This window comes from Alkalimarinus coralli (assembly GCF_023650515.1).
Classification (GTDB): Bacteria; Pseudomonadota; Gammaproteobacteria; order Pseudomonadales; family Oleiphilaceae; genus Alkalimarinus; species Alkalimarinus coralli.
In genome coordinates this window covers 3,372,695-3,394,834 of the sequence record NZ_CP096016.1, presented here as the reverse complement: position 1 = coordinate 3,394,834, position 22,140 = coordinate 3,372,695, and the positions used below count along the sequence as shown (strand labels likewise).

Annotated in this window: 13 protein-coding genes; 6 read left to right on the top strand and 7 right to left on the bottom strand. The window is 48.6% G+C overall.

Annotation, left to right across the window (positions count from 1 at the left end):
• Nucleotides 1-168: 168 nt before the first annotated feature.
• From MY523_RS15215 to MY523_RS15205, 3 genes are all read left to right on the top strand, one after another.
• Nucleotides 169-1,554, top strand: a complete 1,386-nt coding sequence (locus MY523_RS15215) for an aminotransferase-like domain-containing protein (protein WP_250655542.1) — start codon at nucleotides 169-171, stop codon at nucleotides 1,552-1,554.
• A gap of 139 nt (nucleotides 1,555-1,693) precedes the next feature.
• The gene (locus MY523_RS15210; protein ID WP_250655541.1) at nucleotides 1,694-2,287 is read left to right on the top strand and encodes a TetR/AcrR family transcriptional regulator; all 594 of its coding nucleotides are present in this window, start codon (nucleotides 1,694-1,696) and stop codon (nucleotides 2,285-2,287) included.
• A gap of 156 nt (nucleotides 2,288-2,443) precedes the next feature.
• Entirely contained in the window at nucleotides 2,444-3,646 is a 1,203-nt protein-coding gene (locus MY523_RS15205; RefSeq protein WP_250655540.1) for an NHL repeat-containing protein, read from the top strand.
• A gap of 116 nt (nucleotides 3,647-3,762) precedes the next feature.
• On the opposite strand, the gene MY523_RS15200 is transcribed toward MY523_RS15205, so the two are convergent.
• The gene (locus MY523_RS15200) at nucleotides 3,763-4,584 is read right to left on the bottom strand and encodes a sterol desaturase family protein (protein WP_250655539.1); all 822 of its coding nucleotides are present in this window, start codon (nucleotides 4,582-4,584) and stop codon (nucleotides 3,763-3,765) included.
• 188 nt (nucleotides 4,585-4,772) lie between these two features.
• On the opposite strand from MY523_RS15200, the gene MY523_RS15195 reads away from it, so the two are divergent.
• Nucleotides 4,773-5,810 (top strand): AraC family transcriptional regulator, encoded by a 1,038-nt coding sequence (locus tag MY523_RS15195; protein ID WP_250655538.1) that lies wholly within the window; start codon nucleotides 4,773-4,775, stop codon nucleotides 5,808-5,810.
• Nucleotides 5,811-5,919: 109 nt separating this feature from the next.
• A complete protein-coding gene (locus tag MY523_RS15190; RefSeq protein ID WP_250655537.1) occupies nucleotides 5,920-6,645 on the top strand; it encodes a lysophospholipid acyltransferase family protein in 726 nt (241 codons plus the stop codon).
• On the opposite strand, the gene MY523_RS15185 is transcribed toward MY523_RS15190, so the two are convergent.
• From MY523_RS15185 to znuC, 3 genes are all read right to left on the bottom strand, one after another.
• Entirely contained in the window at nucleotides 6,631-8,112 is a 1,482-nt protein-coding gene (locus MY523_RS15185) for a CHASE domain-containing protein (protein ID WP_250655536.1), read from the bottom strand. The genes MY523_RS15190 and MY523_RS15185 overlap by 15 nt on opposite strands.
• 163 nt (nucleotides 8,113-8,275) lie before the next feature.
• Entirely contained in the window at nucleotides 8,276-9,064 is a 789-nt protein-coding gene (gene znuB / locus MY523_RS15180) for a zinc ABC transporter permease subunit ZnuB (RefSeq protein ID WP_250655535.1), read from the bottom strand.
• Nucleotides 9,065-9,075: 11 nt separating this feature from the next.
• Entirely contained in the window at nucleotides 9,076-9,879 is an 804-nt protein-coding gene (znuC, locus tag MY523_RS15175; protein WP_250655534.1) for a zinc ABC transporter ATP-binding protein ZnuC, read from the bottom strand.
• A 222-nt stretch (nucleotides 9,880-10,101) separates the two neighbouring features.
• Between znuC and MY523_RS15170 the strand changes: the two genes are divergently transcribed.
• Complete coding sequence (locus tag MY523_RS15170; protein WP_250655533.1) at nucleotides 10,102-11,448, top strand: DUF3422 family protein; 1,347 nt, start codon at nucleotides 10,102-10,104, stop codon at nucleotides 11,446-11,448.
• A gap of 86 nt (nucleotides 11,449-11,534) precedes the next feature.
• On the opposite strand, the gene MY523_RS15165 is transcribed toward MY523_RS15170, so the two are convergent.
• From MY523_RS15165 to MY523_RS15155, 3 genes are read right to left on the bottom strand one after another with little or no spacing between them, the layout of a single operon-like run.
• A complete protein-coding gene (locus tag MY523_RS15165; RefSeq protein WP_250655532.1) occupies nucleotides 11,535-12,002 on the bottom strand; it encodes a chemotaxis protein CheW in 468 nt (155 codons plus the stop codon).
• A gap of 26 nt (nucleotides 12,003-12,028) precedes the next feature.
• Nucleotides 12,029-13,045 carry a chemotaxis protein CheB gene (locus MY523_RS15160; protein WP_250655531.1) on the bottom strand — a complete coding sequence of 339 codons (1,017 nt, stop codon included), beginning with the start codon at nucleotides 13,043-13,045 and terminating at the stop codon, nucleotides 12,029-12,031.
• A gap of 56 nt (nucleotides 13,046-13,101) precedes the next feature.
• The gene (locus MY523_RS15155; protein WP_250655530.1) at nucleotides 13,102-22,128 is read right to left on the bottom strand and encodes an Hpt domain-containing protein; all 9,027 of its coding nucleotides are present in this window, start codon (nucleotides 22,126-22,128) and stop codon (nucleotides 13,102-13,104) included.
• Between the last annotated feature and the right edge of the window lie 12 nt (nucleotides 22,129-22,140).

Sequence of the window (22,140 nt, the reverse complement as noted above, 5' to 3'; positions counted from 1 at the left end):
ACATCTAATTGTATCGATACAATTTGTCTGTTTGTTTAATTTAAAATAGATACAATGTTATAGTTGATGTTGTTTGTGGGTGTCAATTAGAATATTGTTATGGTGACAATGTGGCGGCAGCTGGTATTGCTGTACCGTGATTAATCTTTTGAGCATAGGTTGATGGATTTGAGTGAGTGGATTCCTGATTTAAGTAATATTCAAGGCCCTCGTTATAAGGCTTTGGCAACAGCGATTGGCTTAGCCGTTGAACATGGCGAGCTTAAGGCAGAAATGCGTTTGCCGACTCACCGTTCTCTTGCTGAGGCGCTTGGTGTGACAGTCGGCACAGTGACTCGTGGTTATACAGAAGCTGAAGAAAGAGGGTATGTATACGCGGTAGTGGGCCGTGGCACATTTATAAAACCTGAAGGTGAGCCAGGCATGTTGCACATTCCCGAGCAGCATGACTCGATAATTGATTTGAGCCTGAACTTGCCGGTCAGGCTGGATAAAGCCAACGACTTGGCAGTGGCGATGCAGAATGTTGCCAAGCGGCCTGCTGACCTGAATAAGCTCCTCTGCTACCAGCCGGAGGTTGGCTTGCTGGAGCATCGGGTCGTGCTGGCGGAGTGGTTGTCGAGACCGCAGTGGGATGTTCATGCTGACAACGTAGTGATTACCCATGGGGCTCAGCATGGCATATTGGTAACGCTTATGGCCCTCACGCGCCCCGGCGATGTGATGCTAACCGAAGGGTTAACCTATCCAGGTTTAACGGCTATTACTCATCAATTAAAAGTAGATGCTCAGGGTCTTGCCCTTGATCAGGAAGGTATTATTCCTGAAGCGCTTGAAGCGGCCTGCCAGCGATACCGCCCTAAGCTTTTGTACTGTACACCCACACTTCAGAACCCTACCACCGCTATTATGTCAGCACAACGTAGAGCAGAGATTATCCGTATTTGTCGGCAGTACGAGGTGCTAATTCTTGAAGATGATGTGAATGGCCCGCTCGCCGAAAATGCGCCGTTACCAATGGTGGCCATGGCGCCTGAGCAGGTTATCTATATTGGTAGTTTATCAAAGTCACTGGCAGCGGGGCTCAGAATAGGTGCTATTGTGCCACCTGGGTGTGTGCTTGACCGTATTGCCGCGTCTGTGCGAGCCAGTAGCTGGATGGTTAGTCCTCTGGTCGCCGAGATCGCCTGTGAGTGGATTCGGAGCGGACGGGCAGAGCAACAAATTGTGCATCAAAGAGAGGAGGTTCGAAGGCGCCAGCTAGTGGCAAAGGATAAACTGGCCGGTTTTGATGTTGCTATTGCCCCGTTTGGATTTCATGTATGGCTTAAGTTGCCAGAGCCATGGCGTGCCAGCCAGTTTGTAAAGGAAGCTGAGCATCGAGGTGTGTTGCTTAAGGGCGCGGGCACATTCGCCGTGGGCAGGTTTGAAGCGCCTCATGCCGTGCGCATAGCGATAAGCAGTGCGATAGATATTGCACAACTGAGCCAGGGGTTGGATATCCTGGTGAAGATGCTCAAAGCAGGCCCAGAGCCCACCTTATCGGTGTTTTAGTTTTGCCTTTTCTGCGCTGATAAAACCGTTTGTAAGACCACCGAAAGAGCGGTGGTTTGGCATTAATCGGCTGAGCGTTTACTATGAGTAGAATAACTTTCTAGAACGGCGCAGTGATGAAACCGCCACAAGGCAGAATATGAAAAAACTACAAGGCCGAAGTGAAGGGCGCCGAAGAGAGATTCTGATGGCGGCGCTGGCCTGTTTTTGTGAGCACGGTATATCCGGTGCAACCATTGAAATGATTAAAGAGCGCTCAGGTGCCAGCGTGGGTAGTTTGTATCATCACTTTGGCAATAAAGAGCAAATTGCCGTGGCGCTTTATACCGAAGGCATGAGAGATCATTATGCCAGGCTGCGTGAAGTACTGGCTGAAACTCAGTCGGCAGAAGAAGGGGTTAAGAGCATTGTGGCCACGTTCATCAACTGGATTGCAGATAACCCGGAATGGGCGCGGTTTGTGTTTTATTCTCGCTCACAAGTTGCCCAAATTGATAAGGATGAAGCCATCAAGCAGGATAACCGTGAACACTGGGGAATGCTGAGAGAGTGGTTTAGTCCGCTTGTTTCAGAAGGAACCGTAAAGCGCTTGCCTTCAGAGTGCTATAGCTCAATTATCGTCGGGCCTGCACAGGATTATGCTCGTAGATGGCTTTCAGGGCGAGCAAACCGGGATATTCGTGAATATATTGACGTGTTTTCTGATGCGGCATGGCTGGCCCTCAAACCCTGATATTCAAATTAGGGTGTATATTCTAAATTAAATCGCTAAATTCTCCATTAATGGCACTATCGTGCATATAAATGTCTTGCAATGGCTTTGTGCAGACAATTTATGTGCGGCTATATGATGTTGTCGTTATCCCCCTAAACATGGAGTTGTATTGTTATGACGTCAAAGTTGTTCCGTTTTATTGTCCTTTTTTCTGTTGTTACGCTTGTTGCGTGTAAAGCTGCCTTGAGCCCGGAGTGGACGCTTTTTTACACGCATGCCAAAAATGACGAGACCCGTCTAGAGTGGCTTTCTAATGTTGCTGTCGATGCATTCGGTGATCTGCTCAGCGCGGGTGAGACAATTCAAACCGGTAGTAACCGTCAGCAAAACGTATTGCTGGTTAAACATGATTCAGCTGGCAACCTTATTTGGGCAACAGAGTATGATTTTGCTCAGGGTGCTTATCGTAGTGATGACAAAACGACAGACATGGCGTTGGACAGTGATGGCAATGCCTATTTAACAGGCGTGCAGTATATCGTAGAGAATGAGGTGCAACGTTATGGCTCTTTCTTGCTGAAAGTCGACCGGTTTGGTGAAGTACTATGGGTGCAGTCTATAAGCGACAAAGAGGATGCGAGAGACGTAGAGGTTGTGAATGGCAAAGTCTATGTGACGGGACACGCGACTCAGGTATTTGATATTGATGGTGCTCGCTTGCTGAATATCCCTCACCCAGAGGCCAAAGCATGGGATGTGGAAGTTGATGACTTGGGTAATATTTTTGTCGTCGGTTATGCTGCTGCGACAAAATACAGTGCAGAAGGTGTTCGTCAGTGGAGTGTGGCGCAGCCAGAAGGGTTGAGTCATCAGGCGTCTGTAGCGGTTAACCACGATGGCTCGTTGACTATTGCGCATACCACGTCAACCAACGCGGTACGTATTGCCGGAATTACCGCTAACGGCACTGCCAGTTGGGACAAAACCTATTTACCACCGCAGCAGAGTTATGGCCTACCCGGACATGCGCTTGTTAAGGCAGATTGGCGTGGTGACATCATGTTGGCGGTCTCAAACGATAAGGGGCGTCGCCTGGTTAAGCTGAGCAGCAGTGGTCAGCAACAGTGGCAGGCAACGTCCAGCGGCATCGTAAAGGATTTTACCATTGGAAGTGACGGTGCCGTTTATGTTGTCGGGGGCGGAAGTAATGAGAAATATGACGCAAACGGCAACTTCATTGCCGAGGCGACAGTAAGCCCAACAACACAAATCACTACAGGGGCCATTGCTCTTGACGGAAACGATATTTATGTAGGCTACAGTGCGAACAATAGTGGCGGGTTTCAGTTCTTTTTATCAAAGTACATTGACCAATAGAGTACATTGACCACTAGAGCACATTGACCACTAGAGCACATTGACCACTAGAGCACATTGACCACTAGAGCACATTGACCAGCAGCGATGTGTTAATTGCACACAAGTCGACAGTTTTACTTTGACAAGCGGCCAGCCTCTTGGCCGCTTGTCGGTGAGTTGGGGTATACATGGCTCTTTTTATATTCCAGATACTCTTTAATGTAGGTGCCAAAATATCGATCAACGTAATGCAGGGCTCCTGCATAATTCCCTTTGAAGCGCGAGTGATGAAAGTCGTGATACACCGGCCCGTCGTATAGCGGTAAAAAACGCAACGGGTTCCAGGGGAAGTCATAACCGGCATGGCCATCTGCCGCCTCAAGGTTTCGAATAACAATCCAGCAATAGATCACGTAAAGATGACTGCCCAGGATAATTGGGCCGAGCATCGCGAGAGAGCCAATCAGCACAAACTCAACCCAGTGAAAGTAATTGCCATCCAGTGCGCAGGTATTCTTGATTCGGTGGTGCACAGAATGGATGTGCCTCAGCACCCACTTGTTTTCATGCATATAACGATGCATCCAGTAAAAAAGAAAGTCATCTAACAGCAGGAAAAAAACAATTTGAATGACCCATACATACCAGGGTGGGATATCGCCATGGTGGATTCCGCTTAAGCGTAATAGTGGCCAGGTCAGCACTAGAAGTATCAGCATCATTGTCGAATTGATAATTATCCGGGCAATGTTTGGAAGGAAGTACTTACTTACCTGAAATGGCTTCTGCTGAATCTTATAGGGTTTTGCCCACTCAGGGTCAAGCCAGGCTAATAACGTCCAGGGTAAGGCAAATAACAAAAATGAACCAACACTCAGAGCCAGTGTTGCAATGGGCAGCATGAGAAACATAGGGTCTTGATATAAGGCCAGCCAATCATCAAAAAAACTCTCCACATTTCCTCCTGTAAAACCGTTACTCGTTGTTGTAAGCCCAGTTGTTGTGAACGCCGTTGTTGTGAACCCGGCTGTTGTGAACCCAAATGTTGTGAACCCGGCTGCCGTGAAGCCAAAATTGTGTTGTTCAAAAATATTGGTGTATGCTCAAAAGATAATACAGCGCAGATAATTTGGCTTGTGAAACTATGACAGCAACTTGTTACTCGACGACAGCCACGCCATTTCACGGTGAAGTCGCTCTTTCTTATTGGCAAACACTGGCGCGCGTAGCCGAGCGGGAAGGTGTGCCGCAGGCGAAAATAGATCGCACGCTAAAATCAACGGCTCATACCTCTGCCATTTCAGTAGGACAATACTTGACGCTCATGAGGCTTGGGGCGAGACAGCGCGATGATTTTGGTTTGCAGGTTGGGCGGTCGATTACGCCGGGTTCGTACCCGGTGTTAGGAATGACGTTATTAAGTTGCCAGAACCTTAGGCAGGTGTTGGAGCAAGTGGTCAGATATGAGAGTCTGAATCATGATTTGGGAACCTCTTGTCTGGATATCGGCGCGAATGAAAGTCGGTACGTCTGGACTCCGAACCCACTCTATCTCCCAGACTCTAAAGACGAAATTAGTTTTCATCTGGTGGTGAGCGTCTTTGCAGGCATACGAACATTTGCTCCCTGGCTCATTAACCAGCATATCCCGATTAAGCAGATCTGCTTTACGGCCTCTGAGCCAAAGAACCTGTTTTTGTATCGGTCATTTTTCGATACAGATATTCTCTATAATCAACCCAACAACTCTATTTTGGTTAAAAGTGACGTTGCCGATTGGCCTGTTTTAAATGGTGATACTGCATCGTTTAGCGCGCTTACCGCTTATGCGGATACACTGCTTAATTCTCGAGAAAGCCAGCAAGATTTGGTCTGGAAACTAAAGACCATATTGCCTGAAGCGTTGCGCAGGCAAACCTATCGCATTGAAGACGTTTCAAACCAACTGAATATGAGCGTCCGAACCCTTCAGCGAAAGTTGAAGGAAAGCGGTTGTGGTTACAAGCAGATATTGGATGAGGTTAGAAAACAGCTTGCAGAGTTCTATCTGACCGAGTCATCTATTTCGATGAGTGAAATTGCCTTTCTGGTGGGTTATCAGGAGCAGAGTTCATTTAATCATGCCTTCAAAAGCTGGAGCGGTCTCTCACCCTCGGCATACAGGGATAGTCAACATAAATAGCAAAACAAGTTGTACGACGACACGACAGGTTTCCACTGAGCAACTCGCTATTGAATGTTACCCCGTACACGTGTACGCTGAGCCGATTGTAGTCATTTGAGTGCTGTTAATGCTGTCCCTTATTCGAGTTCCTTTAGCTTTATTATATTTTGTCGTCGTCGCCATTATTGGAAATTTTCTGTTAATTTTCAGGCCGTTTAATCCAGACAACACTCGGGTATTTGGCCGAATTTATTCATGGGGTGGCACGCGGATATTGGGGATTAAGCTAAATATTAGCGGCCTTGAAAATATAGCGCACATGCCCCCGTCTGTTGTAATCGCCAACCATCAAGATAATCTGGATCTCTATATCTGTGGTGCGGCAGTGCCTGAAAGAACGGTCTCGGTTGGTAAGAAAAGTTTGTTATATATTCCGGGGTTTGGTCTGCTGTACTGGTTGGCAGGGAATGTTCTTATCGATCGAAGCAGCAGCAAAAACTCAAAAGCAACCCTGAATGCAACAACAGAAGCCCTGACCAAAGGGAACCGGTCAATTTGGGTTTTCCCGGAAGGTACCCGCAATCATGGGAATAACCTTCTTCCATTCAAGAAAGGTGCATTCCGTATGGCAATAGAGGCGGGAGCCCCCATCGTTCCTATTTGTGTTAGTCGTTATGCCGGCCAGTTGGACTTTAATAAGTGGATCAGTGGAACGGTTGAAATTGAAATTCTTGAACCTGTTAGCACTGCAGGTATGACCTTTAAAGACACTGACCGCTTGATGGATGAATGTTGGCACAAAATGAAAGAGAAGATTGACCAACTGGATAAAAAAGCACTATTGATCCAATAAATGCCCCATGCCGCGAAAACCATCCCACCTTCCTAACGGGTCGGCGAGTGGTACCGCCCTGATTATTTCTCTGGTTGTCTCCCCTGATGACCCGATAAATCTTAGCTCAATCTCAATATTTGATTGGTTCTTCTGCGAGAGCCGAAATGCTTCTTTTGCCTTGTCTTGGTCTTCTGCTATCAGACATTCAAAAAAGTTCTTCCCGGCTAACTGCTTGGGAGGGAGCCCTTTTATTTTAGCTGCCTGAGGCGAAACAAACGTGTACTCGTTGCGGTTATCCGTTTCCCAGGTATAGTCTCTGGAGAGGGATATGACATCCCTGCAGCGCTTCTCACTGTCTTCCAGTGCTCGTGACAGAACCCCTTTCTCGATGATCTTATTTTGCAGTGCCCGACTTTCTATGTCTTGTTGCTCTTCAAGCGCGGCGAGCTTGCTTGTGAGCCTTAATCTGACGCGGTAACTCCAGTGCAGGCTAATATAAGCCAGTGCGGTCAATAGTAAGCCTCCGAGTAACAGGTTCCGGGGTGCGTTGGAACGCTGACTTTTGAGAAAGCGGTGAGTAGGGACGCTCATGACCAGCCACTTTCGGTCAGCAAAAGGAATGGTTTCGCGAGGTTGAATGGTATCCGATTTAACATGGGATAGATTAGTTTGCTCTCCAAACCACGTGTAAATAGGATTTTTTGACTGCTGGTTTAGATCGTACAGTTCGGTGCTGATTGAGCTTAGGCCATAACCTTGAAGTGTGTGCCGAATAAATGGATCCAGTTTTATAACCATGGTTAGAAAGCCTTTTACCAACTTTTCATCGTCATACACTGGGTAAAAAATACGGATACTCTTTTGCTTATGTCCCCCCTGCATGATGGTTGTAACCGAAGTGGCAATAGGGGCGCTTTGCGTTTTTGCTTTTTCCAGCAGATCCTCCCAGTGCTTAACACTGGTAAGGTCGAGCCCGAGAGAGGCGTTACGCTCTGACTCCGGTACGACAAACTGGACAGGGAGGTAGCTCTTTCTTGCTTTACTGGGGGTGATTTGGTTGGCTGAGTTGTACTGGCGTATCTGGTAATCGTGAGCACCTGATGCCTGCATAGAAGACTCAAAATCAGAACGTAACGCATCTGGAATTCGAGGAGCCCACTCAATGGCTAAAATATCAGGGTAATGGTCAAGAAAAAGCGTGGCTTGCCGAGTGAACTTGTCACTGGAGAGTGTTTCCTGCGCCTCGATATAGCCTCGCAGAGAACGCAGCACAACAAGCCTGTCATTGGCATTCGAGGCGATTGCCAGTGCGCGTTGTTTGTTTTGGCTGCTTATTTGATCATATGCTTTTTGACGGTCAATATCAGACAGATAAAAAAAGCACCCGATAGAGAGGAGAACGCCTACCGCTAAAACAAAAAAGCGGGGAGCGAAATAACTTAGGGGCTTATGCAGTTCTGTACCTTGCGTATAGGCTTTATCCATTGCTTAACTTCCTGCTTGCTCAAATTCCTTGCTACTGCAATTCCTGATGATTTACAGCCAGGTTGAAATTTATTCCACACCACTGAAAGCATAGCAGTATGGTATTAAATTGTGCAGGATTTAATCGTCAGGTTGTTGAGCGTCGTTGAAGCTCAACATAAAGCTAGCTTTTTTGTGGTTTTGCCAGGTAAATAAGAGTAAACAGCGCAAACGCACTGACAACCACCGAGGGACCAGCGGGAGTATCTGAAAAATACGAGAGCGTCAGGCCAAGTATGACCGACAACATGCCTAATAAGCTGGCGTTGATTGCCATCGATTCAGGCGTATTACTGACTCTTCGCGCCGTTGCCGCAGGGATTATTAACATGGCGGTAATGAGCAGCACGCCGACAATTTTCATCGCCACCGCGATGACTATCGAAAACAGTAGCATTAGAATCAACCTAAGCCAGTCAACGGGCAACCCTTCAACCTTGGCTAACTCTTCATGTATGGTCATCATCAATAGCGATTTCCAAATTATGGCTAACAGTAGCCCCACCACGATGGCTCCGCCATATATCCAGGCCAGATCAGCGGGTGAAATAGCTAGCAGGTCACCAAACAGATATCCGGTTAAGTCGATCCTGACTTCTTCAATAAAACTCACGACCACCAGCCCTATCGACAAGCTGGAGTGCGCGAGAATACCCAGTAAGGTATCTGATGCAAGCTGCCGTTGTTTCAGAAGAACCACCAGCGCCGTCGCGATAAAAATACAGACCATGGTAATGGCGATATTCATATTAATATCAAGCAGCAGGCCCAGTGCAATACCCATCAATGCCGAGTGGGCCAGGGTGTCGCCAAAGTAAGCCATCCTGCGCCAGACGACAAAGCAGCCGAGTGGGCCGGATATTGCGGCGACCCCTAAACCGCCCATAAGTGCGTAAATCATAAAGTCTGGCATAAAGGTCTCGGTTAGGAATGCTCTCTAGTCGTGTTGGAATGCGTCGTGTTAGAAGGCGCTGGAGAGGACGGCGCTGAGTGCTGGCACGCGACGACTTCTCCATTGATCGTATGCTCGTGATTGTGGTGATGGTGATACACCGCAATTTGCGTCGCCCCGGTATCGCCAAACAGCTCTTGATAAGCCGGGTCATTGGAGACGGTTTCAGGATGGCCCGAGCAGCAGACATGCTGATTGAGGCAAATGACATTGTCTGTTGCCGCCATGACAAGGTGAAGGTCATGAGAGATCATCAAGACACCACAATCTAGCTGATCCCGTATTTGTTTTATCAGTGCGTACAGCTCCGTTTGCCCGGTAATATCAACACCCTGTGCTGGCTCGTCAAGTACCAGCAGTTCGGGCTTGCGTAGAATGGCCCTGGCAAGCAACACGCGCTGTAGTTCGCCACCGGAAATGGCCTGGATGGGCTTTTTACCGAGGTGTTCAACGCCCACCAGTCTGAGTGCCTCTGCAATACCGTTAGCGCGGCGACTGGCGAGCGCCAGAAAGCGGTTAACCGTCACCGGTAGGGTTGAATCAATCTGTAACTTTTGAGGCATGTAACCGATGGATAGAGAGGGCTTCTTGGTTAGCTGACCAGACGAGACTGGCGTGAGCCCCAGAATAGCGCGCACCAACGTGGTTTTACCCGCTCCGTTTGGGCCTATCAGCGTGACGATCTCGCCCTTATTAATACTGAGCGAGACATCGCTGACAGCAGTGTGTTCATTATAGCGAACCGAGATCTGTTGAGCTTCTACCAGTAGTGTCATCGGGGGCCTTGTCTAGTGTTGTCGCTCACTCTGAATATGGGGTGTTTTTGTCAGCTGAATGTAATGGGGAACGATTATAACATCAAACTTGGTTTCATTAACTTAATCCTTAACTTGATCGATCTTAAACATTGATAATGTGGTGGCTGATATAATCCGGTTTTGTTGAGATATTTCAAAATGTGTTAGAGTGTGCGCCTTTTCGGCTGTAGGTGTTTAGTTATGACAGAGCAAGCTCCTAAGATTGCATCAATGATTTTTGATTTTCATGATCAAAGGGATGAGCTTTTTAATGAGCTTCATACTCGGCCTTTTCCGGTTATTGACTCTCAGTCTCGAATTTCGCAGTTAGCGGTACTGAATGCGGGTGGCGACGATGAGCGAGCGGACAACCGGCTGAAAGAGTTTCAGCATATCTGCGCTTTATGTACGCGCTATAGTGTTAACCCACCGGCCCCGGAGGCGAGCTGCTACTATCAGGACTTTGGTGGCTTTGAGTTCAGGTGGGAACGCCATACCGAGTTTTCGACCTACACCTTTCTTCACAAACTTGAATCCGGGGTTTTTCAGCGCACAGCGCTTTCGCTGCTGCCTGATGAATGGCTTAGTGAAATACCCGGCAAGGTGATCAGCGGGTTGCATGTAGAAATTGAACAGATGCCAGAGCAGCCTCCCACCGTCGATGCTCAGCGGGTTCACTTTGAAGGCCACCGGTTGCTGAGCTGTTATGCGAACGACAAACGCGCACAAATCTGGACTGCTTACCGTATTCACAGTGACAATATGGGCCGTTTTTTAGTCTATAACAACGGTCTGAACCCATGCCAGACAGGGCGACTTGTGAGGCGAATACTGGAACTTGAAACCTATCGCATGGTGGCACTGCTATCATTTCCGATTGCACGGCAGATAGCCCCGAACGTGCGTGAGATGGATCAGCAATTAGCCACGATTATCCAACAGATTACAGATATTGAAAGCCTTGATGACGAGCGCCGCCTGTTAGGCGAGCTTACGACGCTCTCCGCTAAAATTGAGCAGATTATTTCGGACACCAACTACCGCTTTTCTGCGACCGAGGCATACTACCGCCTGGCGATGAGTCGGCTGGAAGAACTACGAGAGCAGGAAGTATGTGGCCTGCAAACCTTTAATGAGTTTTTGGGACGCCGCTTAACGCCCGCCTATCGAACGTGTGAAACGGTTAGGGAAGACCTTGATGATCTGTCGGGGCGCATCGATCGTGCAAGCGAGCTACTGCGCACCAGAGTTAACCTGACGATTGAAGAGCAAAATCAGGATCTGCTTCAATCGATGGATCGTCGAAGCAAGCTGCAGCTGAGAATGCAGCAGGCCGTTGAGGGGCTTTCGGTGGCTGCAATAAGTTATTATCTGGTAGGGCTATTTAAATATGTTGCTGAAAGCGCCAAGACAATGGGAATTATCAGCAACAGCAGTTTGGTAACAGGGCTGTTTGTGCCTGTGGCCGTTGGTTTTGTGATGTTTGGTTTGATCAGGATGAAAAAGAGTTTAAAAACCGCCAGCAAGCAGCTTAAAGGTGAACGGTAAGGGGCTTTTATTTATGCCAAGACCTGCGGAAGCAGGTAAGAGGAGATTGTTTGAGAGGGAGGTAAACCTCCCTCTGCGAATGATTATTATGCGGGCCGATGCTGAACAATCATATTTTCAACGTACTCGACATTGGGGATAACTGCTTCGTCGCCCATTATTGAGACTTTCATCAGGTCGGCTGGGCCTAATTCCTTCTCATCCTCTATCTCTTTGATATTATCCTGATCTATTTTGGTTTGGCGGGGGATACCTTGAGTCACAATAGCAAAAAACGGCAGGCTGGCGTGATCCTTTCCAATGGTATTAATAACGGCAATTCGAGTGTTATTGAGGCTATCAGGTAACGGTGTGTTGTTGAGTTGCTCATAAGAGACGACTGGCAGCGTTACCCCTCTCCATCTAATAGTGCCGAGAAACCACTCGGGCGCATCAGGTATGGTTTCCGGCGTCTGATAATCTACAATCTCTGCAACTGAAACGTTAGGGAGCACTAAACTCCCTCCTGCCACAGGCAGGTATAGGCTGGATAAAATACTTATGGATTCTTCCACTTTTCAGCTCCTCAGCTTAAAATTTTTCAGTGTCCCTGGCTGGCATTAGCGCCAACGCCTGACAGAATGGTTTCTTGTTCTATTGTTTTGATCAGATGACCCGCTAGCTGGGTTGGGCTGCCAATAAACGAGCTACATCCGGTTGCTTCTACAGAGTCCGGCATCGAGCTGTTGGCACAGCTATCAGAGCTTTGCACCCAAATATTACAACCGTAGGCCTTAAGAAGCGGGGCAGCAATAGCACCGTCATTTCCCATACCACTAAACACCATGACATTACAGTTGGCTCCATAGTGGTTAGCAATGTTAAGCATCACCTGGTCGATGGATGGGCCATAAGGGCCAGGCCAGGCGTTGTCTTTAAATTGAATCTTTCCTTGCTCATCGAGCACCATTTCCCGGTCAACCGGAACCATCAGCACCTGGCCATTTTTAAGGCTGTCGCCCTCCTGAGCCTGCTTAAGTTCGAAGCTGGAGTGTCTGGCTAACACCTTAGACAGGACGGATGAGAAATTTGCGTCGATATGCTGAGCGTAAATAAAAGAGACCGGCAGCCCTGCGGGTAGCTGATCGAGAAACTCTTTTACTGCAGCAGGCCCCCCGAGTGAAGCAGCCAGTATCCAGATCCGCTCGACCGGGCTTGCCTCCAAAGCACCAGATTGCAGTGTATTGGAGAGTATACTGGGGAGCGGGAGTGGGCCTTTGTGCTCACTTGTATCGCCCCCCAGTTTGTCTAACGTGTCTTCAGAGTCGAGCAGCTCAAGGGAGCCTATCTCATCTCTGAGCTTAGAGAACAGGCGTCTCTCCCAGCGTGGATATTCATCGCTCTGGCGTTCAGGGGCTTTGCCCAAACCAAATAAAACGGCCGCTTCGGTAGAGTCGAGCAAAGAGTCGATTAAGTCAGGAAATTCGTCTTCGTTTTCCAGCTCAAGAATCCAACAGCCAATATTATCAAGCTCGGGCGCTTGCGCATTTTCAAAACGAACAGGGTCACAGCTGATGGCGATTTCAAGTCCATAACTTGAAATCGCGTGTTGGAGCATGTGACGTTGCAGCGGGCTATCAGAAAGGATCCCTATTCTAGGTCGCTCATTGCCGCTCATGACAGATCTGTCAGCTTCTCAATGGTGTTAAGCAGTTCTTTCTCCTGGAATGGTTTACCAAGGTACTCATTCACACCGATAGACATCGCTCGTTCACGGTGCTTCTGACCGGTACGAGAGGTGATCATGCATATCGGCACATCCTTAAGGTTCTCGTCGTGGCGAACCAGGCTCGCCACCTCAAACCCGTCCATTCGAGGCATCTCGATGTCGAGCAACATGACATCAGGCTTGTGATCCTGTAGCTGGGCTATCGCATCAACACCATCTTTTGCTGTAATAACGTCCATGCCGTTTCGTTCCAGCAGGCGGGTAGTCACCTTTCTGACCGTCACCGAATCATCAACCACCATAACCAATGTCGGTCGTTGTTCAATTGGTGCAGGTGCCTCAACCTCCTTACCCGTACTGGTGAGGGCTCGACCATCATCGGCCCGAATCAGTGCAGGCAGATCAAGGATTACCACAACACTACCATCACCGAGTATGGTTGCACCTGATACGCCTGGAACTTTGCTGAATTGAGCCCCAAGGCTCTTAACAACGATTTCACGGCTACCCATTAAACTATCTACTTGCAATGCAATAGGCTGGTCGGTTCCACGTACCAGAATGACCGGTAGTGGAAGTGGTTGACCCTGCAATTTAGGCTTGTGATCGCTGTGTAAAACGTTACCTAGATACTGTAGACGGTATTGCTGTCCTGCGTACTCATACAGGGGCGCATCCGGCTTATAATACTCTTCAAGTTCGTATGGGCTAACTCGTACAATACCTTCAATGGTATTAAGCGGTATGGCGTAGAAATCTTCACCGGTATTAACCATCAATGCCCGGTTAACCGAAACAGTGAATGGAAGCCTGACGGTAAATGTCGTGCCGACACCCTCTTTTGAGTCGATGCTGATGTTGCCGCCCAGCATTTTGATCTCACTGGCTACAACATCCATTCCGACACCGCGGCCAGAGATTTGTGTAACCTGTTCTGCTGTACTGAATCCGGCTTTCATGATGAACTGCAAGACATCATGGTCTGATAGCGCAATATCTTTCTTCATTAAGCCTTGCGCGATCGCTTTTTCACGAATCGCCGCGACTTTTATACCACCGCCATCATCCTTCATTCGCAGGACAATATCGCCACCTTCACGATTAAGTGACAGACTAATGTTACCGGCTTCAGGTTTACCCGCTGCTTTACGCTTTTCAATCGACTCGATGCCGTGATCCAGTGCGTTTCTAAGCATGTGCTCAAGTGGTGCGACCATTCTTTCCAGAACGGTACGATCCATTTCGCCCTCTGCATTCTGGACATCAAACTCAGCTTTTTTGCCTAACTCACCACTGATTTGCCTTACGATTCTCCTCAGTCTTGGCACCATTGACGAGAATGGAATCATGCGGGTCTTCATCAGACCTTCTTGCAGCTCTGTATGTATTCTCGACTGCTGTAGTAGCAGTGTTTCTGCGTCCCTGGCTTTATCTGCAAGTGTTTCGCGCAGATCAAGCAAGTCGAAGGTACTTTCTGTGAGTGCTCTTGATAGTTGCTGAATCGATGAATAACGATCCATCTCTAATGGGTCAAAATCAGCATAGTCAGGCCCAACGCCTTCTTTTTCTGTACGGAAAAGAACCTGGGCTTCTGTCTCCATATCCATTCTTCTGAGCTGTTCACGAAGACGCTCAATAGTGGATACCATTTCGTCAAGGTTGAAACTGAAGTCACTGATCTGCTGTTCCAGTCGGCCCCGGGTAATACTGGTTTCACCTGCGAGGTTTACGAGGTCGTCGATCAGAGAGGCTGATACTCTGACGGTTTCTTGCTGTGCCGGTCTCGCTTTCGCTGCCTGTTGGGCCTGGCTGGCAGGTTTCTTGGCCACTGTAGTGACTCGGTCTGGCTGAGCCTGTACAGGCTCTGCCGTTTCCGTTGTTTCTGTGCTGGTTGCAGTATCTTGCGTCGGTTCAGCAGGAGGCTCAGAGATATCAACGGAAGGAGACGCCTCAGCTTTATCGCTGGTGCCTTCAGCTGGCACTTCAGGTTTAGCCTGTGGCTCGCTCTGTGGCGCGGATGCTTCTCCGGTTGATAGCGCGATGAACTGGTTATTAACCTCAGCGACCAAAGAACTCAATTGATCCTGGTATTGATTGACGGTCTCTCGAAGCTCATCGCTTAAGCCTTGGCCGTTCTCTATTGCTTCAATGAGTTTGCTTTCAAGGTCGTGGCTGACATTGCCAAGCTCTTGAAGGCCCGCAAGTCTGGCGCCCCCTTTAAGGGTGTGCAGTAGTCGCTGGATTTCGCGGTTAAAGTCATCATTTTGAGAATCCGTTGACCAGTCGGATAGTTGAGTTTCGAGCGACTCTAATATCTCGTTCGCTTCTTCAAGGAAAATCTCAAGTATCTCGGCATCTGCCGCGTTATCGCCACTTTCAGCTGAACTATCTTCTGTTGCAGTAAGATCCTTGTCAGCTTCAATTGTTATGGCATTTATTGCTTCAATTAACTCACTGGCTGGGGACGACTCACCGGCACTTTCAAGCTCGTTAAGCATGGCAAGCAATTGCTGGGAACTGCGCGTGGTGATACGAATCAGTTCCGGGTTGCTTGTTGCATTCTGGTTTAGCGCTTCTTCAAGTTTATCGTAAAGTGCGTCTGCCAGGTCGCCGATATTATCGATGTCAGCAAGGCGGGCTCCCCCTTTCAAGGTATGCAGTTCGCGCTGAAGATCAATGACGCCATTCAGACTGTCGGGCGCGTTCGTCCAGTGATCCAGATTGTCGATGATTGCATCGCAAATTTCGCGGGCTTCATCGAGGAAGATAGACAGCAAGTCGTCAGCGAAGTCCTGCTCGCTGTCAATGCTGACAGCTTCGGTTTCATGATCTTCTGCCTCAACAGCTTCGCTTTGCTCAGCAGCTGGCTGCGCTTGGTCTGATTCCTGCTCGGCCTCTGATGCTGTTTCTTCTGGTGCTAAGTTTTCTGGGGCAACCTCTTCAGCAGTCTCATCAGGAGCAGTGTCTTCAGGAGCAATGTCCTCTAAACCGCGCTCTTCAGCCGCCTGTTCTGCAACCTCTGGTGTTTCTTCTGCAAGTTCCGAGCTGGCCTCTTCTGCCTCTTCCTGAGCAGCCTCAATATCAGTATCCGGCACCTCAGTTTCAACGTCAGATGCGGTTTCAGGAGGTATGCCAACCGCAGTATCCGGCGCTTCGCCGCTAGTTAATGCAATGACCGATGCAATAAGATCATTGGCGGGATAAATAGCTGAACCGCTGCCTATCTGGTCAACCATTGTGGCTAACTTATCGTGACAGGCCAGCATGAGGTCAGAGATAGAGTTGTCTACCACCAAACCGTTTTCAACGATCCCTTCGAATAGTGTCTCCAGCTCGTGAGCCAAATCACCCAAAGGTGCAATTTCTGCCATTCGAGCCCCACCTTTCAAAGTGTGAAGCTCGCGCTGAAGCTCTTTTACATTGCTTGTATCGTCAATGTCTTCGAGCCAGGTCTGAAGAAGCTCACCCGTATTGTCGATTATTTCGTTTGCCTCTTCGAGGAAAATTTCAACTAACTCAGGGTCAAGTGTTTCAGCCAGAATCGGTGTTGCATCCTGCTCTTCTGGTTTGATGATATCGGTCGCTGTCGTGTCCTGTCCGGGCAGGTCAATAGCTTCAATTTCATCTGCGTCACTTTCAGCTTCAATCGTTAATTCAGGCAGCTCATCTGTCAGTTCTGGCAGCTCATTCGTTAGCTCTGGCAGTTCATCAGCAGGCTCGATCAGGTTATCCGTTTCAAGCGATATCTCGTCTATTGAACCTAGTAGCTCGTCATCAGTTGGAATCTCTTCCAGTGACTCGATCTCCTCATCTTCGCTCAATTCAAGCGTTGGCACATCGCTGAAATCGATTTCTTCATCGACCTCTTCATGGACGGCATCAATAAACTGCTCAGCCGTTTCTTCGGTTAGATCCTCTGAATCAACTTGATCCAGCTCTTGAAGTTCAGGCTCGGGTAATGCTTCCTCGCTCTCTTCATCAGCTGATTGTTCGGGCTCTTCAATGGAGGGTTCAGGTTCCTCAATGGATAGTTCGGGTTCTTCAGTGGATAGCTCAGGTTCATCTATAGACAGAACAGGGACTTCTTCAATGGGCTCTTCAATCGACGGTGCTGCTGTGCCATTGATGCATGCTGTTATCTGGCTGATAAGGTCGGGGGCAGGGCGACAGGCTCGGCCTGCTTCTATATCTTCAACCATTTCAGCAAGACGGTCATGTACCTTAAGAGATAGTTCAATGATATGGCTATCGGTACTAACCTGCCCGTCTACGATGCGTTCGAACAAACTTTCAAGTTCGTGTGCTAAATCACCTATTGCCGATATTTCAGCCATACGAGCACCACCCTTGAGGGTGTGCAACTCTCGTTGAAGCTCGTTAACGACCTGATGCTGTGAGGGATCTTCTTGCCACTGGTGTATCAGTGAGCCGGAGTTATCAATAATGTCACTGGCTTCCTCCAGGAATATCTCAATTAGCTCTGGGTCTAGATCGATCGGTGCTTGTGACTCGCCTTCAACGGCCTCAGTGATATCGTCTTGCTGTACTTCGGTCTGTTCATCTTGAGACAGACTTTCGGTAGAGGAGGCTTCTTCAGGTAGTGTGACTTCTATTTCTTCAGGCTCCTCAATGGCGCTTTCGGTCGATGTTGAGATTACCTGCTGGATCTGTGAAATAAGATCGGTTGCCGGGGCTCCGCTGTTGCCGGAGGCTACATCATCAATGATAGACGCCAGGCGGTCATGGCAGCTGAATAGCAGCGACACTAAGCTATCATCGGCGCTGAGTCTGTTCTCGGTCAAACCTTCAAAAAGTGTCTCCAACTCATGAGATAGGTCGCCAATTGACGATATGTCAGCCAGGCGTGCTCCACCTTTCAAGGTGTGTAGCTCACGCTGAAGCTCCACAAGTAAGTCAGGGTTGGATTGATCTTCTGACCACTGCTGCAACAGCTCACCAGTGTTATTGATGATATCGTTGGCTTCTTCGAGAAATATCTCAACCAGTTCCGGGTCTAACAGAGAGGCACTGACGTCGTCTGAGAGTTGTGGAAGCGCGGTTTCTGCTTCTTCATCTGTCTCCAGTGTTGGTATCTCTTCTTCAGACTCAAAACCTGAAAGTGTTGGAATTTCCTCTTCCAGCTCTTCATCCAGCTCTTTTAGTGCGTCTTGCTCCTGTTGCGCTAACTCTTCCGCAGCCTGGGCTTCGGCCTCTTCTGCGACAGATTTCTCTGCTTCTGCTTGCGCTTGAGCCTCTACCGCAGCGGCTTTGTCAGCTTCCATGTGCTGAATTAGCTCTTTGATCTGCGCAATTAACTTATTGTTGGGCTGTGTTGCCAAGCCAGCTGCAACCTGATCCATTAGGCTCAATAGTGCTTCATGGCCAAGAGCAATGGTCTCCAGGAAGTTTTCATTTGCTACAACATCGCCGGACTCAATAACCTCGTAGGCCTGTTCCAGTAGATCCGCAAACTCCGATATATCTTCCAGTCCGGCAACTTGTGCGCCCTGACTAAGCGTTTTAAGCTCACCGACCAGTTTTTCAAGTTCTTCACCTGGAACTGGATTACTACGCCAATTGTCAAGAATTGACTCCGCATCAAGAAGTATATCGATGCCTTCGGTAAGAAAAATATTAATCAACTGAGGATCAGTTGTGATGCTTTGTGTTTGCTCTTTGTCGCTTACGTCTGCGAAGGTTAGCTCGCTGAGTTCATTCAAATGAGAGAGGAACTCTTCCGTACCTTCAAGGTGGTGCTGAGGGTCGTTATATAGCTGCTCTATCCCTTGGCGTACGTAGCCTGCTGCCTGACGAAGCATCCCGGAAACAGCAGGATTAGCTGGAATATTCTGTGCTCTGGCTTCTTTTACAAACTTCTCTACCGGAACAATAATGTTGGCTATTGGGCCTATTCCAGCGGTATTTGCACTGCCTTTTAAGGTATGAAGCGCCCGAGATATCGCATCGGTGAAGGGCAGTTCCCCTTCTGACTCCGCTTTGTCTACAAACTCATTGATAGTATCAAGGTGTGTATCTGTTTCACTCCTGAATATATCGAGTAGAACCGGGTCGACACCGCTGTCTGTATCGATCTCAGTACTACTGTCAGTTTCTGCTACCGGGCCGGACTCAGTGCTGCCAGCCTGTTCGCCTTGGGCAAGGGCTTCAGCTTGCTCAATGATCGGAGTGACATTATGTCGTGGCGCGTTGTGGTTTTTAAAATCTTCAACCAAGTCAGGCAGCAACGCTGTGGCATTGGTTAATACTGCGGCTGCATCCTGGCTCATCTCAATAGAACCGTCAATAATGCGGTTCATCATGTTTTCGGCAGCCCAGGCAAGCTCGCCAACGGTTGTTGCGCTGACCATTCTTCCACTGCCTTTGAGGGTGTGGAATGCTCTTCTTAACTCAGTAAGGGCTTCTTTGTTCTCGTATTGGCTGAGGTATGTCGGCAAGTACTCAGCGATAGTTTCTAGAACTTCCTCTGCTTCTTCGATGAAAATTTCAATGATTTCATCGTCGATTAAGTCGTCTTCATCTGAGCTGCTAGCGGCAATCGGTGCTGGTTCGGGGCTTGTTGAAGGAGCAGGGGAGACGTCTACCGGGGGCTCTTCAGGCTGCTCAACTTGTATATCAGCGTCTATCGCGTCATCTTCAGCGGTGACCTCTTCTGTTGGCTCAACGTGCTCTGCATCTACTTCCGCATCTACTTCCGCATCTACTTCCGCATCCGCGACAATAGACGCTTGATGCTCTTCTATTGCATCTTCTTCAGTAGACTCAGCTTTAACCGCGCCTGGTCTGGGGACGCCTGCCAGTTGATTGGCTTGGTCGATCAAATGAGTGACGTCAGCAGAAGACTGCTTCTCTTTAAAGTCATTGACGAGCTGCGGTAAGTGATTAATGACCTCGTCTAAAAGAGGAAATAGCTCTTTTGACGTGCTGATCGTATTATCGAGAATACGATTCAACATGTTCTCTACAGCCCAGGCAAGCTCACCAAGAGTGGTTGCGCCAACCAGGCGCCCACTACCTTTTAATGTATGGAACGCTCTTCTTAGTTCGACCAGCGCGCCTTTATCTTCGTTATCCTTGACGAATTTAGGATAAAACTCAGAAATCGTGCCCAGTACTTCTTCGGCTTCTTCGATGAAAATCTCTATAATTTCATCGTCAATCAGTTCGGTATCGGACTCTTTGACTGGCGCATCGGGGGACAGATCAGACTGAGTCGCTTCTGCGGGAGCCTCTGCAGCGTCGTCGGCCTCTTGATAGGTCGGTGTTTCGCCCGCCGGGAAGCCCAGTTCAGCGACACTCTCTTCCGCTACCTGGAGAATCAGCTCGTTGTCTTGAGCGCCTTCCGTCAGGCGTTCAATATAGTATTCAATGCTGGTGATCGCATCTGCAAGGGTGTCTAACTGCTTCCAATCGGGAACCTGTTTCTTTGAAAGCAGTGCTTGCTGGATGTATTGATTACAGGAGTTTATTAACTCTGATGCTTTAGTCAGCGGGATAATCTGCAAGCCGCCGCGAAGTCCATCCAGAATCGCAGGAACGCCTTCGATTTCACTATGATCCCACTGTGAGGCGATAAAATTAACGATACAGGTTTTAGCCTGCTCCAGCCCGTTTCGTGCTTCTCTGAGAACCGCATCATGGGCGCTGCCTATTTGTTCCGCAGGAATATCAGATTCGATCTTTTCTGATAGTGATGGCGCATGCTCCTCGGTCATCCCCGTCAATGTTGCTTCAACATAGAGCAACGCGCCTGCAATATCCATTAGGGTACTATCTTCAGCTTCACCGCGCTCTTCAACAAGCGTCTCTATTACCTCAACCTGCTCCAGAATGACTTTTCTAGGAATTCCAAGCCCCAGCACCGCCATTGTGTTGGCTACCTGCTTAAGTCCTGGTAATAGCTCTTCAAGATCCGCGTTGTCCCTGAATTCACCTCGGACAAAAAGATCGAGTTGATCTTTAATTCTGGCCAGCTCTTCATTTAGCGCTGAAACAACTGATTCAATGGCTTCTTTGTCTGGCCCCTGCATGCGCTGTCTTTCTTCATCAACTTCTTCATCTTTTGGCAAAGACTGATCAAGATGAAATTGCTGGCGAATACTGTTGACTCTTTCCGTGTCCGTATCGGATTTGGCGATGTAGTAAAGAAGGTGTTTTAGCAGGTCTTCCGGGATGGGCTGAAGCAATACGTCAACGCTCTCATCAATAAGGCGCTTGATCTGGTGATCTAAATCCCGGAGTAGTGTTTTGGTTGCAGAGGTCAGCTCTAGTGAGTTGTCGTCAAACACATCTATAAAGGCTATTGCCACTGACCAAAGCTGGCCTAGCGAGGTATTTTGGCAGAGTCGTTCTACCCGCGTTAATACCTTGACCATATAGGCGGTGTTGGCTTTGACTTCATTACCGCGAATAACGCCTGCCAGGGAAAACTGAAACATCTGGCGTAATTTGCGCAGGCTGGCGACAATTTTTTCGTCCTGTAAGCGTTGGGCTGCGCCTGGAGGGGGTGGGATTCTTGCTGCTGACAGGTCAGGAGTAAACAGTGAGGTATCTGAAAGGAGTGGCTCTCCTCTCGATGCTCTTAAATCGTTAAGAATAGGGAGTATGACTAGAGGCAGATCTTTTCGGCCTGCGTGCAGGTGCTCCAGGTAGTTGGGCAGCTGTAGTACGGCCTGCATGAGTACTTCTACGGCTTCGCGAAGGCTTGGAACCGCATTATTGAGCAATGCCTGAGCGAGCTTTTCCATCTCCTCTGCAAGCAATGCCGCGCCATAGAACTCGACCATCTGCAATGTGCCATGCACCTGATGGATATAGTTCAGGCAGAAACGCATACGGGAGGTGTCTTCCGTATTGTCCACATAGGCTTCCAATGCCTGCCTGGCCTGATTTAGTGTTTCATCTATTTCGCCTCGAACCCAGTCGAGTGCTACATAGTCATGGCTATTACCCATAACTTCTCCAGT

Coding starts and splice junctions, on each gene's coding strand:
- znuB (WP_250655535.1), bottom strand. CDS start 9,064: ATGCCAGACTTTATGATTTACGCACTTATGGGCGGTTTAGGGGTCGCC.
- MY523_RS15185 (WP_250655536.1), bottom strand. CDS start 8,112: ATGGATAAAGCCTATACGCAAGGTACAGAACTGCATAAGCCCCTAAGT.
- MY523_RS15170 (WP_250655533.1), top strand. CDS start 10,102: ATGACAGAGCAAGCTCCTAAGATTGCATCAATGATTTTTGATTTTCAT.
- MY523_RS15160 (WP_250655531.1), bottom strand. CDS start 13,045: ATGCTCCAACACGCGATTTCAAGTTATGGACTTGAAATCGCCATCAGC.
- MY523_RS15195 (WP_250655538.1), top strand. CDS start 4,773: ATGACAGCAACTTGTTACTCGACGACAGCCACGCCATTTCACGGTGAA.
- MY523_RS15190 (WP_250655537.1), top strand. CDS start 5,920: ATGCTGTCCCTTATTCGAGTTCCTTTAGCTTTATTATATTTTGTCGTC.
- MY523_RS15210 (WP_250655541.1), top strand. CDS start 1,694: ATGAAAAAACTACAAGGCCGAAGTGAAGGGCGCCGAAGAGAGATTCTG.
- MY523_RS15205 (WP_250655540.1), top strand. CDS start 2,444: ATGACGTCAAAGTTGTTCCGTTTTATTGTCCTTTTTTCTGTTGTTACG.
- MY523_RS15155 (WP_250655530.1), bottom strand. CDS start 22,128: ATGGGTAATAGCCATGACTATGTAGCACTCGACTGGGTTCGAGGCGAA.
- znuC (WP_250655534.1), bottom strand. CDS start 9,879: ATGACACTACTGGTAGAAGCTCAACAGATCTCGGTTCGCTATAATGAA.